9 protein-coding genes are annotated in these 13,350 nt (G+C 71.3%); 5 read left to right on the top strand and 4 right to left on the bottom strand.

What is annotated here, in order from left to right; all coding sequences use genetic code 11:
• From T328_RS35715 to T328_RS35695, 5 genes are all read left to right on the top strand, one after another.
• Window positions 1-534 (top strand): class I adenylate-forming enzyme family protein (locus T328_RS35715; protein WP_496500426.1); only part of this gene is annotated, 534 nt, incomplete at its 5' end.
• A 49-nt stretch (window positions 535-583) separates the two neighbouring features.
• Complete coding sequence (locus T328_RS35710) at window positions 584-889, top strand: hypothetical protein (protein ID WP_496500433.1); 306 nt, start codon at window positions 584-586, stop codon at window positions 887-889.
• 323 nt (window positions 890-1,212) lie between these two features.
• Window positions 1,213-2,367, top strand: a complete 1,155-nt coding sequence (locus T328_RS35705) for a ScyD/ScyE family protein (protein WP_496500432.1) — start codon at window positions 1,213-1,215, stop codon at window positions 2,365-2,367.
• Window positions 2,368-2,508: 141 nt separating this feature from the next.
• On the top strand, window positions 2,509-3,723 hold the full coding sequence (locus tag T328_RS35700) for a ScyD/ScyE family protein (protein ID WP_496500431.1): 1,215 nt from the start codon (window positions 2,509-2,511) through the stop codon (window positions 3,721-3,723).
• A gap of 147 nt (window positions 3,724-3,870) precedes the next feature.
• On the top strand, window positions 3,871-5,013 hold the full coding sequence (locus T328_RS35695; RefSeq protein WP_496500430.1) for an inositol-3-phosphate synthase: 1,143 nt from the start codon (window positions 3,871-3,873) through the stop codon (window positions 5,011-5,013).
• Window positions 5,014-5,130: 117 nt separating this feature from the next.
• Here the strand turns inward: T328_RS35695 and T328_RS35690 are convergent, their stop codons facing one another.
• The 4 genes from T328_RS35690 to T328_RS35675 form a co-directional block, all read right to left on the bottom strand.
• A complete protein-coding gene (locus T328_RS35690) occupies window positions 5,131-5,784 on the bottom strand; it encodes an undecaprenyl diphosphate synthase family protein (RefSeq protein WP_496500429.1) in 654 nt (217 codons plus the stop codon).
• Between the two features lie 203 nt (window positions 5,785-5,987).
• Window positions 5,988-6,560: an isopentenyl-diphosphate Delta-isomerase gene (gene idi, locus T328_RS35685; RefSeq protein WP_496500428.1), complete on the bottom strand. Its 573-nt coding sequence runs from the start codon at window positions 6,558-6,560 to the stop codon at window positions 5,988-5,990.
• A 528-nt stretch (window positions 6,561-7,088) separates the two neighbouring features.
• Complete coding sequence (locus T328_RS35680; RefSeq protein ID WP_496500427.1) at window positions 7,089-12,620, bottom strand: ATP-binding protein; 5,532 nt, start codon at window positions 12,618-12,620, stop codon at window positions 7,089-7,091.
• Between the two features lie 196 nt (window positions 12,621-12,816).
• Window positions 12,817-13,350: class I adenylate-forming enzyme family protein (locus tag T328_RS35675; RefSeq protein ID WP_496500426.1), on the bottom strand; the 534-nt coding region annotated here is incomplete at its 5' end.

Raw genomic sequence — 13,350 nt, 5'->3', positions numbered from 1 at the left:
TGCGTGGGCTTCGCGCTGCCGGGCAGCGCGAAGGTGCGGGTGGTGTCGCAGAACGGGGCGGCGGTCTCGGAGTCGAATCCGGGGTTCATCGAGGTTCGCTGGGACGGTATCGCCAAGACCTACCACGGTGAGCAGGACCGTTACGACGAGAACGTCAACGGCGGCTGGTGGCGCACCGGGGATGTCGGCTACCGCACGCGTGCGGGCTGTCTGCACATGCTCGACCGGGAGATCGACACCATCCCCGGTATCGGCTCCAGCCTGGAGATCGAGGACACCGTCCTGGACCGGCTCGACGAACTCGTCGAACTCGTCGTGGTGCAGGGCCCGGACGCGTCCCCGGTGCCGATCGTGTGCACCCGCGAGGACAAGCCCATCGACACCGCCCGCTGGCAGCAGGCCACCGGTGACTGGCCCCAGCTCGCCGAGCCCGTCCAGATCCCCATGGCCCAACTCCCGCGCACCGCCACCCTCAAAACCCGCCGCGTCGAACTGTCCCGCATCCTCCACGACAAACTCCAAGAACAACCCTGATAAACGCCGCCGACCCCGGCGGCGCGCACGTTTACCAAGGAGATTCGCGATGAGCGTCCGCATGTTCCGTGCCAAGATCAAGGAAGACAAGGTCGAGACCGCGGAGAAGGCCGCGAAGGAGCTGTTCGCGGCGATCGAGGAGGCCAAGCCCGAGGGCGTGCGCTACTCCTGGTGCAAGCTCCCCGACGGGCAGACCTTCGTCCTGGTGGTGGACCTGGAGGACGACGAGAAGAACCCGCTCCTCACCATGCCCGCGTTCCAGGAGACGATGAACGGCCTGAAGAACGAGTGGATCTCGGAGCCGCTGTCCGCCGAGGCGATGACGTCGGTCGGCACGTACCGCCTCTTCTACTGAGAAGCCCTCCGGCCGCGTGTCGGCAGATCCGGCCTTCCGCCGGGCTGGTGTGCACGGGCCGTGTATGCGGGCTCGCATTCCCGGGACAGCGATTCCGGGTTACGGGCGAGAGCCATCGGCCATGAGTTGTCCGCTCGCCACCCCGTGGGACGGTGACCGCCAACTCGACGCCAATCGATAAGAAAGCCCCCCTCAAGGCGTGAAGCCGATGCTCACTGCGCCGACCGGGAGTTCCGACCTACCCGGGCGGCTCTGGCGAGGAGCTTCTCTCAACGCGTCTTGTCATGAGTGCACCAGCAACATCGAAACGGAGGAAGGCGAAGATGCGTAGTCTGAAGAGGTTCCGCATGCCACTCGCCGCCGCTGCGGCGGCTGCGCTCGCCGGTGTGGCAGCCGCACCGTCGGGCCAGGTGGCCGCGGCGGAATCGGGCTCCGGCACCCTGCCCGGCGACGCCCCGGTCGAGGTGGTGGCGAAGGGCCTGCAGTCGCCGCGCGACCTGACCTGGACGCCCGACGGCCGCCTTCTCGTCTCCGAGGCGGGCGGCATCAAGCAGCTCTGTGACAGCGCCGACATCATGACGGCGAAGTGCTTCAGCACCACGGGCGCGATCACCGACGTCACCGACGGCGAGCCGAAGCGGATCGTCGAGGGTCTCGCGTCGAACGTGAACAACGCCGAGGTCGTCGGCCCCAACGCGATGGAGTACGTCGACGGCAAGCTGCACGTGCTGGAGGCCGGCCACAGCATCGGCATGCCCGACTGGCTGCCCGAGGACCTGACCCCCACCCTCAAGAGCCAGTACGGCCGGGTGCTGCAGATCAAGGGCAGCAAGGTCAGGGCCATCGCCAACCCCGGCGCCGCCGGCTACCAGTGGATGAAGGACAACCCGGACCTCATCAGCGAGGACCCGACGTCCAACCCCACCTCGATGACCGCGAAGCCGGGCGGTGGCTTCTACTACGTGGACGCCGCCGCGAACATCCTCGGGGAGGTCGACCGCAACGGCGACGTCGAGGTCCTCAAGTGGTTCCCGAAGTCCCCGAACGGCGCGGACGCCGTGCCCACCTGCGTCGACGTCGGCCCCGACGGTGCCGTGTACGCCGGCCAGCTCACCGGCTTCGGCAACACCGGCAAGAACGCCGCCAACGTCTACCGCTACGACCCGAAGACCGGCGAGCTGGAGGTCTGGGAGAGCGGCTTCGCCACCATCTCCGGCTGTGGCTTCGGCGCCAACGGCGACTTCTACGTCACCCAGTTCGACACGACGGGCTTCCCGTCGCCCGGTGACCCGCAGGGCGTCGTCACCCAGATCGCCAAGGACGGCACCCGCACCGAGCTGGGCCTGGGCAAGCTGTTCGCCCCGCAGGGCTTCCTGGCGGGCCCCGACGGCTCGGTCTACGTCACCAACAACAGCGTGTGGTACCCCGTCGGCACCACGAACCGCTGGGACCAGGGCGAGGTCGTCAAGATCGGCTGAGCCCGCCCGCTGACCGCAGCGGAAAGGTCGTCGTCGGCCGGGCATCCGGCCGACGGCTTCCTTGCCGCGGCGGCCGAATCCGGCCGGGCGCGTTGTCACACACCACAAGCTCACCCCACTTATCGAGGAGATGAGAGCTCGATGCGACGTTTAGCACGATGTCGGATGCTGCTCGCCGCCGCGGCGGCGACCACGCTCGCCGGTGTGGCAGCCGGATCTTCCGGACCGGTGGCCGTGGCCGCCGATCTCGGCAGAGGTTCGGGCACGCTCGGCAAGGACGCCGAGGTCGAGGTCGTCGCGGAAGGGCTGTACTCGCCGCGTTCCCTGGCCTGGGGTCCGATGGGCCGACTGCTGGTCTCCGAGACCGGGACGCCGCCTTTCGAGGCGCCTTCCGAGTGCAACATGGTCTCCGAAGAGATCGTCATGGAGATGAAGTGCCTCGGCTTCACCGGTTCGGTCGCCGACATCACCACCGGTGAGCCGAAGCGCGTGGTGGAGAACCTGCCCTCGGCGCTCAACCTGCAGGACATGATCGGCCCGAACGGCCTGGCCTACAGCAAGGGCCGTCTCTACACGCTGCAGGCGGGCGCGCCGCAGGCCGTTCCGGACGGTCCGGAGGGCGAGTGGCTCTCCGACGACCTGCGGAACAAGGTCAAGCCGGTGGCCGGCACCCTGATGGACGTCACCGACCCCGACAATCCGCGGGTGGTGGCCAAGCCGGGTGAGGCCGACTTCGACTACGTCAGCGAGAACCCGGACCCCACGCCCGACTTCGACGTGGCGAACCCGTACTCGCTGACGGCCAAGAAGAGCGGCGGCTTCTACTACGTGGACGCGGGCGCCAACGTGCTCGGCGAGATCGACCGGTGGGGCAACACCGAGATCCTCACCAGCTTCCCGCTCAGCCCGGCCGGCTCCGACGCCGTACCCACCTGCGTCGCCGAGGGCCCGGACCGCGCGGTCTACGTCGGTGAGCTGACCGGCCACGGCAACACCGGTGAGGAGGGCGCCAAGGCGGCCAAGGTCTACCGCTACGAGCCGTGGAGCGGTGACCTGGAGGTCTGGCAGAAGGGCTTCAGCGCCATCACGGGCTGCGGCTTCGGCAAGAACGGCGACTTCTACGTCACCCAGGCCACCTCGTCCGGCTTCCTGCCGGACCCCGACGACGAGGGCGGCAGCGTCATCCAGATCGGCCGGGACGGCACCCGCACGGAGCTGGCCAAGGGCAAGCTCTTCTTCCCGCACGGCTTCCTGGCGGGGCCCGACGGCTCGATCTACGTGACCAACAAGTGCCTGTGGTGGCCTCCGGGCACCACCGGTGACTGGGACGGTGGCGAGGTCGTCAAGATCGGCTGATCGACGACCGGGCGTCTTTCCTCAAGGGCCGGGCCGTGGCTGCCAAGCCGTCGGCCCGGCCCTCACCCTTGTCCCGCAGCTCCGTCCGCGGGGGACGGAGCGGTACACGCAGGTTTCGAACGCAGTGCTGGTAACGGAGGGGTCTTCATGCGATTTGGCATCTGGTTCGTCGGCGCCCGCGGTTCGGTCGCCACCACCGCCATCGTCGGCGGGCTGGCGCTGCGCGCCGGCCTGACCGATCCCGTGGGCTGTGTGACCGCCCACCCCGAGCTGGCCGCCGACGCGCTGCCGGGCTTCGGCGACCTGGTCTTCGGCGGCCACGACGTCAGCACCGGCTCGGTGGCCAAGAAGGCCGAGCAACTCGCCGCCGCCGGTGTCGTGCCCGCCCGGCTCGTCCAGGCGCTGACGGCGGACCTCGCCGAGGTCGAGTCCGACCTGCGGCAGGCGCCCGACGGCGGTACGCAGGCCGGGACCGCCGCGGGGGTCGTCGCCGACATCGAGGCGTTCGCCGAGCGCCACGGCCTCGAACAGGTCGTCGTCGTCAACGTCGCCTCCACCGAGCCCGTCGCCGAGCCGCACTCTGCGCACGCGAGCCTCGCGGCGCTCGACGCGGCGCTGGCCGCGCCCGGCCGGGTGCTGCCGACCAGCTCGCTCTACGCCTACGCGGCGTTCACGGCCGGCTGCTCGTACGTCGACTTCACCCCCTCCACCGGGGCGCGGCTGCCCGCGCTGGACGAGCTGGCCGCCGCGCGCGGCCTGCCGTACGCGGGCCACGACGGAAAGACCGGCGAGACGCTGCTGAAGTCGGTGCTCGCGCCGATGTTCGCCATGCGCAACCTCGCCGTGCGCTCCTGGTCGGGCATCAACCTCCTCGGCGGCGGCGACGGCGCCAACCTCGCCGAGCCCGGCGCCAACGCGGCGAAGTCCGTCAGCAAGCAGCGCGTCCTGCGCGAGACCCTCGGCTACGCGCCCGAGGGCGACACCCACATCGACTACGTCGCCGACATCGGCGACTTCAAGACCGCCTGGGACCTCATCACCTTCGGCGGCTTCCTCGGCACCTCGATGCGCCTGCAGTTCACCTGGGAGGGCTGCGACTCGGCGCTCGCGGCACCGCTCGTCCTCGACCTGGCCCGGATCTCGCTGGCCGCGCACGCCGCCGGGCGTACGGGGCAACTGACGCCGCTGGCCTTCTTCTTCAAGGACCCGCTCGGCGACGGCGACCACTCGCTGCACGCCCAGTGGGACGCGCTGCGCGCGTTCCTGGACGGCCTGGGCGACGGCCGCTGAGGGGGGTCACACAAAAGGGGCCGGGCAGGGCGCGGTGCTGCGCGCCCTGCCCGGCCGTCTCAGCGGGCGGCGGCGGGCCGCTGCCCGCCGCCGTTTCCCCGAGCTGGTCGATGAGCGCTACGCCGGGTAGTTCCCGTAGCGCCGTTCCCGCCGTCGAAGGTCCTTCATCGCAGTGTCGAACTCGGCCTTCGTGATGTCGGGGAACAGGACGGGGGAGAAGTGCAGTTCGGCGTACGGGGACATCAGCGGGAAGAAGGACGACATCCGGATCGCCCCGCCGGTGCGGATGAGGTAGTCGACGTTCTGCGGGACGTAGGCGTTCTCGGCCAGGATCTCCTCGGTCAGCTCCGGGATCTTGCCGTTGAGCCTGTTGAAGATCTGGACGACCTCCTCGGAGAGGGACATCCCCATGATGTAGTGCAGGGTGAAGTCCGACTCCTTGTTCGACTTGTCCCGCAGTTCCTCCAGCTCGATGAGGTACTGCTCGGGCACCAGGTGGAGCGATCCGGAGAAGTCGAAGTTGACGTCGTCGTGGACGCGCCTCACTATGTCGTTGAACGCGACCAGAAACGTCGTCACCGCGGGCTCCGGCCGGCTGAAGTTCGCGGCCGAGGAGGTCGTGATGTACAGGGTCTTGATGCCCTCCTCCCGGGCCCAGCCCATGAACTCGACCAGCTTGTCCGCCATCGCCTTGTAGCCGTCGTCGAGAGAGACGCCGTTGGCCTTGGACCAGCGGCGCATTCCGTCCGGCAGCAGCATCAGGTTGGTCACCGTGATCTCCTTCGGTTGCGTGTTTCTGTCACTTCGGAGGTGTGTGCGCAGGCATGGCTGCGCCAGGGCGGGAAAGCATGCGACCGGGAACCTGGAAATTCAGCCGGGGCCGCTCTGGGTCTTCAGGTCCCTCGGTGGAGCGGAATCGGAACGGCGTCCTTCGTCATCCCGTATTCCGCGACGACGTGCCGCCGGCGAACGCCCTACGGGGTGGCGAGGCCGGCGGCCAGCGGCAGGCGGTCGGCGGCGTTGGTGGCCACCGCGAGCACGCCGCCCAGCCAGGGCGAGTAGTCGTCCGGGTGGGCGGCCAGGTCCGCGCGCAGCTGCTCCGGCGGCACCCAGCGAACGTCGGCCACCTCGGCCGGGTCCGGGTCCAGCGGCACGTCCGCCGGTACCCGGCCGACCACGACGTGGTCGTACTCGTGCTCGACGCGCCCCGTCTGCGGGTCCTCGGCCCGGTAGAGGTACACGCCCGCCTCCTCCAGCGGCACCCCGCGCAGCCCGATCTCCTCGACCAGCCGCTCGACGGCGGAGGCGACCACGGCCTGCCCGGGCGCCGGGTGACCGCAGCACGCGTTGGCCCAGCGCAGCGCGAACCGGGTCTTCACCGCGGCCCGTTGCTGCAGCAGGATGCGGCCCTGGTCGTCGAGCAGCATCACCGAGTACGCGCGGTGCAACCGGCCGGGCGCCGTGTGCGCCTCGGCGACCTTGAGGGAGCCGAGGGCGGTACCGCCGGCGTCGACGAGTTCCACCAACTGCGATTCCCGAGTAACCATGGCGGGTCTCCTGCCTGCTGGGAGGGACAAGGCGGGCATGCCGGCGTCCGGCCGCGTGCCCGATTCGTAGCGAAAGGGTTCATGGCACCGGCCGGACCGGTCACGGCAACGGTCAGAGTCCCCTTGCCACGTGAAAACGCAGCGGGTGTGGGCCGTTGGTGCATGTGTGCGTACCGACTACGGCACGGCGGGCACCGGACTTTCCCGCCGCCGGTCATTCCCGGCTGCGCCGTGCTGCCGTGCAGTTTGCTGCCGCATGACGGAACTCGACATAACTCGTGCTCTGTCGACATTCCCTCTCCGTAATCGTCGGCGGAAGACCGGCGGGTCGCGATGGGTCGGCTCGGAAGGATCGCGGGCCTGCCGTAGAAGAACACTCTCCAAGACGAGTGGCTCTCGTCAAGCGAGACCTGATGCTCAGTTATTGTCACTTTTGGCGGGCCGCGGGACCCGTCATACTGAGCCGCGCCCCCCGGTTACCGCGGGTTCCGTATATCCTGTATGCGCGCCGGGATTTCGTGTGGCGGCTCATGGCTTGATATCGGCCTTGCCGCCGGGCGCCGCGGCGAGCCCGCGCTCCACCGCGGCGATGATCTGCGGCCGCAGCTCCTCGGGGCGGATGATCGAGTCCACCGAGCCCACCCGCTGCGCGCGCTGGATCGAGTGCACGTTGTCGAACTCCGCGGCGACCTCGCCCAGCTTCTCCGCGCGCACCGCCGCCCACACGTTCTCCAGCCGGCCGGCGAGCTGCGCCCGTTCCCGGCCCGAGGTCTCGGAGATGCGGGCCTCCAGGTCCGCCACCCGCGGGTCGGCGGCGGTGCGGGAGTCGACATCGGCGGCGAAGACCACCGCCGCGGCCGGCGCGCCGCCGAGGACCGAGGCGTACGAGCCCTCCACCGCCAGCACCGTCATGCCCGGGTTCAGCGCCTTGGAGAAGACCACGAACGCGCCGCCGTGGTAGCGCGAGATCACGCAGAACACGATCGGGCCACGGAAGTTGACGATCGCCCGGCCGATCTCGGCGCCGTACTCCAGCTGGAGCTCGCGCATCGACTCCGGCGACCCGTCGAACCCGGAGAGGTTCGCCAGCACCACCAGCGGCCGGTTCCCGCTCGCCGCGTTCACCGCCCGCGCGACCTTCTTCGACGAGCGCGGGAACAGCGTGCCCGCCGTGTACGCGTCCGGGCCGTCGGCGGGCGGGAAGCCGCGCCGCTGCACCGACCGCGACTCGATGCCCACCAGGCACACCGGCCGTCCGCCCAGGTGCACGTCCTGCACCACCGCGGTCTCCGCCTCGGCCATGTCGGCCCAGCGCTCCAGCACCGCGTGGTCCTGGTCGGCGAGCGCGCGCATCACCGTGCGGATGTCGAACGGCTTCTTGCGGTCCGGGTTGGTCTCGGCGGCGAAGATCTGCCCGACCGTGGTGAAGTCGCTGCCCTCGACGGCGTGCGGGAAGGCGCAGACGTCCCGGTCGACCGGGTCGGTGGTGGTGGCCTTGCGGGGGCCGGCCTCGCCCGGCAGCACGTAGCTGTGGTCGTAGTGCGACAGCAGCACGTCGCGCGCGGCCTTCAGGTCCGGCGCCCAGTACTGCGCCTGGCCGTTGGGGCCCATCACCCGGTCGTAGCCGCCGATGCCGAAGTTGTCCTCGGCGGAGACGCCGCCGGAGAAGTCCAGCGACCGCTTGCCGGTCAGCACCATCGCCGAGTCCGGGGTCATCACGAGCACGCCCCGGGTGTGCATCAGCATCGTGGCCTCGGCGTTCCAGTACGGCTGCGCGCCGACGTTGACGCCGGCGACGACGACGTTGACCTCGCCGCCGTCCTGGGTGAAGTGCACGATGCGGCGCAGCGCCCGCGCGATCCAGTCCATGTTCTCGGTGCCCGAGTCCATCGCGATTCGGGCGCCCGCGGACAGCGCGTACCACTCGACGGGCGCCCGCAGCCGCTCCGCCAGGTCCAGCGCCGCGACCACCCGGGCGCACTCCGCCTCGGAGAGCGCCCCCAGCGCCTTCACCGGGTCGCCGAGGAGCACGACGCGGGTCACGCCCTCCGGGTAGCGCTCGGTCGGCGTGGTGGCCACGCCCGCCACGATGCCGGCCTTGTTCAGGCCCTTGGGTCTCTGTACGGGGACCAGCTCGCCGGCGTCGTCGAGGTCGTGCTCGGTGAACGCGCCGCCCGCACCGGCGATCATGTCGAACAGCTCGTACGGGTAGACCGTGCCGCGGCGCCGCACCCGCAGCACCTTCTGCCCGTAGTCGTCCAGCGGCTGGATCAGGTCGGTGGGCGGGTCGGTGACGCTGAGGCTGACGCCCGCGGCCACGTCGTACGACACCTGCACCGCCGCGGGGACCAGCCCGCCGGTGCGCCGGTCGCGCCGGCAGCCGAGGAACAGCACCTCCTCCACGCCCAGGCCCGCGGTCGTCGGCAGCACGCGATGGGCGACCGCGTTGAGGTCCGCGAGCGTGAGGTCGCTGGGCGGCCGGACGTTGATGAAGATGCGGTTGGTGTCCTGGCGCTTGCTCTCCGGGTGCCGGATCTGCTCCTTGCGGATCGCGTCCAGGCAGGCGCCGAGCGCCGCCTCCACCTCGGGCAGCGCCAGGATGCGGCCCTCATCGTCGCGCAGCGCGGTCAGGTCGCGGACCTGGGCCATGGCGACCAGCCGCTCGTCGGACCGGTTGTTCGGCGCGACGCAGCGCAGCAGGTACACGTCCTCGTTGGCGGACGGCAGCCGGGTGAGGTCGAAGTTGCGCAGCCGGCGCAGCAGCAGCCGGCGGCCGATGAGCGGGTGCATGCCGCGCATCAGCTTGTCCTCGACCAGGCCGTTCGCGGTCGGCAGGAACGTGTAGTGGTGCGGCGCGGCGCCGCCCCGGCCGGCGACCGTCGTGGTGATGCGGTGCAGGCTGCCGGGCAGGGCCGCGGCCGACAGCGTCGTACGCAGCCCCGCGGCCATGGCGTCGGAGTCGGCCGGCGGGTCGGTCCAGCTGAGGTAGAACTCGGCGACGACGGCGGTGGAGTCCGGCTCCGCCGCCGCCGCCTCCACCACGGTCGCCGCCGCGGCGGCCAGGTCGTCGTAGTCGGAGACGGTGACCAGCAGCCGGTGCGAGACGCCGTCGAGGTCGTACGCGCCGAGGACGAACGGGCGCCCGCCGATGGACTCGCAGCGCACGCCGGACAGCCCGTGGTCGCGGTACGCGCGCCGGCACAGCACCTCCAGCAGCGGGTCCGGCAGGGCGCCCGAGCGGCCGATGCGCTCGCCGAGCAGCTGCACCAGCGACTCGGAGCTGGCGGCCATGTCGGCGATGCGCTCGTCGCGGTCGGCCGCGTCCGGGTGCTCGTCGAGGTGGCCGAGGTGCTCGCGTACCTGCGTGTAGACCTTCTCGCGGGCGCTGCGCAGCAGCGGCTGGGCGAACCAGCGGTACACCAGGCTCCGGGCGAGCGCGCCGACCGACGGGAAGCGCAGCTGCGTGGCGCGTAGCAGATGCTCCAGCGCCCGGCTCACGGCCTGGCGCGAACGGGCCGGCGGCGGCTCCTCGTTGAGCCACTGCTGCAGCAGCCCGGTGATCACCGCGACGTCCGTGCCGGCGGCCTGCCGGGCCAGGAAGATGCGGAAGACCGCCTCCTCCAGCGCGGGCGTACGGTCCAGGGAGTCGATGCCGTAGTGGCCCAGCACGCGGGTCAGCCGCTGCTGGAAGTCCGCCGAGAGACCGGCGCGTGCGGCGTCGAGACTCTGCAGGTACATGTGGAAGTACTCGCGCGGGCTGCGCACCCACGTCTCGGCCGGGATCTCCTCGCGCTCCGGCTTGTTGCGGCTCAGCTCGGAGAGGTCGGCGAAGACCTCCAGCAGCCCGGCCTCGGCGGCCAGCGGCCGTTCCGCCAGCTCGGCGCGGACCGCGAGGTGGTCGGCCAGGGTGACGTCGGCGCCGCGCGAGTCGGCGTCGAAGCCGAGCAGCCGGCTGCGCAGTTCCGCCAGTCCGCGGCCGGCGCGCTGCTCGGCGGTGAGCCCGGCGGGTTCGGCGGGCAGGTCCAGGTCGACGCCGGCGACGGCGACGGTGGCGGTGTCGATGTCCTCCAGCGGCTCCAGCCGGATCAGCGGCGCGCCGGTCTCGACCTGGCTGCCGACGGAGACCAGCGACTCCTTGAGCGACGCCCGGAACGGGGCGCGCAGGACCGTCTCCATCTTCATGCTCTCCAGCACCAGCACCGGAGCGCCCTCGTCGACCTCGTCGCCGACCCCGAGGGGCGTCGCGACCACCAGGGCCGGGGCGGGGGAGCGGACGACGCCGCCCTCGTCGCGGCTGATGCGGTGGGTAACGCCGTCGACCTCGACCAGCTGCACGGCACCGTGGGCGCCGGTGACCAGCCGGAAGCGGCGGCCGTTGAGCTGGATCTGGCCGGTGTGCGCGTCGAACCGCTCCAGCGTCGCGTCGACCGTGCGCTCCGGCTCCTCTGCGCTCCCGGTGACGAGGCCGGTGACGAAGCCGACGCGGTAGCGGCCGGGGCCGGTCTCCACGACGGTGAGCCGGTAGCCGGCGCCGCGCAGGGTGAGGTCGACGGGCCGGCCGCTCTCGTGGTGCACCTGCGGCCGGCCGCCGCGCGCGGTGGTCAGCAGCCGCTGCAGCTCGGCCCGCTTCCCGTCCTCGTACACCTCGATCGCCGCGGCGGCGAGCGCGACGCCGGAGTGCCGCGGCGACGCCAGCCCGCCTTCGGCCCGTACCCGGTCGATCCAGCCGGTGTCGGCGCTGGCGTCGATCACCTCGGGCTCGTCGAGCATGTCGAGGATGAAGCTCTTGTTGGTGGTGCCGCCCTCGATCAGCACGGTGGTGTCGCGCATCGCGTGCCGCAGCCGGGACAGCGCCTCGGCGCGGTCGCGGCCGTAGGCGATGATCTTGGCGATCATCGAGTCGAAGTCGGCGGGGATGGTGTCGCCCTGGCTGACGCCGGTGTCGACCCGGATGCCCGGGCCGGTGGGCAGGTCGAGCAGGGCGATGCGGCCGGGGGCGGGCGCGAAGTCGCGGTCGGGGTCCTCGGCGTTGAGCCGGGCCTCGACGGCGTGGCCCAGCTCGGCGGGCTGCCCGCCGGTGAGCCGGCCGCCGGCGGCCACGTGCAGCTGCGCCTTGACCAGGTCCACGCCGGTCGTGGCCTCGGTGACCGGGTGCTCCACCTGGAGCCGGGTGTTCACCTCCAGGAAGGCGAACATCCCGTCCTTCGGCTGGTACAGGAACTCCACCGTGCCCGCGCCGCGGTAGCCGACGGCGAGCGCCAGCCGCTCGGCCGCCGACTTCAGCCGCTCCGCCTGCTCCGGGCCCAGCACCGGCGAGGCCGACTCCTCCACGACCTTCTGGTTGCGGCGCTGCACCGAGCAGTCGCGTACGCCCAGCGCCCACACGCCGCCCTGGCCGTCGGCGATCACCTGGACCTCGACGTGCCGGGCGCTCACCAGCAGCCGTTCCAGGAACACCGCGCCGTTGCCGAAGGCGCGCTCCGCCTCCTGGCTGGTGCGCTCGAACGCCTCGACCAGCTCGTCCGGCCGGTGCACGGCCCGTACGCCCCGGCCGCCACCGCCCGCGGTCGCCTTGAGCATCAGCGGATAACCGATCCGCTCGGCCTCGCGCAGCGCAGTGTCCAGGTCCTCGACGGGGCCGCGGCTCCACGGCGCGACGGGGACGCCGACCTCCTCGGCGAGCAGCTTGGCGCTGATCTTGTCGCCCAGCTTGTGCATCGCCTCGGCGTCGGGGCCGACGAAGGTCACGCCCAGCTTCGCGCACAGCTCTGCGAAGGCCGGGTCCTCGGCGACGAAGCCCCAGCCGACCCAGGCGGCGTCGGCGCCGGTCTCGACGAGGGCGCGCTCCAGCACGGCGAGGTCGAGGTAGGGGCGGTCCGCGGCCTTGCCGAGGTCGTAGGCGAGGTCCGCCGCCCGGACGAACGTGGCCGTGGCGTCGGCGTCGGTGTAGAGCGCCACGGTCTCGATGCGCGGCCCGCCGGCGGCGTTGAGCTCGCCGACGGCCTGGATGAGCCGCATCGCGGCCTCGCCGCGGTTGATGATCGCTATACGGCTGAACACCGAGTCAAGCCTCCCAAGGTCAGCAACGGAAGAAGGCGGCGCCCTGGCCGCCTGGAGCCGGTGAGTCGGTGCTGCACCCCATCGGACGAGTCGCGGTGCGGTGGCTGCTCACATGCTTGTCGGCGGGTACGCCGGCGGCCTTTCCGCCGGCGCGCCCGCTGACCAAGGTGGGGCGGGGGCCCGCCCCACGGATGCTTCAGGGTTGTTCTTGGAGTTTGTCGTGGAGGATGCGGGACAGTTCGACGCGGCGGGTTTTGAGGGTGGCGGTGCGCGGGAGTTGGGCCATGGGGATCTGGACGGGCTCGGCGAGCTGGGGCCAGTCACCGGTGGCCTGCTGCCAGCGGGCGGTGTCGATGGGCTTGTCCTCGCGGGTGCACACGATCGGCACCGGGGACGCGTCCGGGCCCTGCACCACGACGAGTTCGACGAGTTCGTCGAGCCGGTCCAGGACGGTGTCCTCGATCTCCAGGCTGGAGCCGATACCGGGGATGGTGTCGATCTCCCGGTCGAGCATGTGCAGACAGCCCGCACGGGTGCGGTAGCCGACATCCCCGGTGCGCCACCAGCCGCCGTTGACGTTCTCGTCGTAACGGTCCTGCTCACCGTGGTAGGTCTTGGCGATACCGTCCCAGCGAACCTCGATGAACCCCGGATTCGACTCCGAGACCGCCGCCCCGTTCTGCGACACCACCCGCACCTTCGCGCTGCCCGGCAGCGCGAAGCCCACGCA

This window comes from Streptomyces sp. CNX435 (assembly GCF_059570575.1).
Note: the sequence above shows the minus strand (reverse complement) of the source record. Positions and strands in the feature narration are given on the sequence as shown.

Coding starts and splice junctions, on each gene's coding strand:
- T328_RS35705 (WP_496500432.1), top strand. CDS start 1,213: ATGCGTAGTCTGAAGAGGTTCCGCATGCCACTCGCCGCCGCTGCGGCG.
- idi (WP_496500428.1), bottom strand. CDS start 6,560: ATGGTTACTCGGGAATCGCAGTTGGTGGAACTCGTCGACGCCGGCGGT.
- T328_RS35700 (WP_496500431.1), top strand. CDS start 2,509: ATGCGACGTTTAGCACGATGTCGGATGCTGCTCGCCGCCGCGGCGGCG.
- T328_RS35710 (WP_496500433.1), top strand. CDS start 584: ATGAGCGTCCGCATGTTCCGTGCCAAGATCAAGGAAGACAAGGTCGAG.
- T328_RS35695 (WP_496500430.1), top strand. CDS start 3,871: ATGCGATTTGGCATCTGGTTCGTCGGCGCCCGCGGTTCGGTCGCCACC.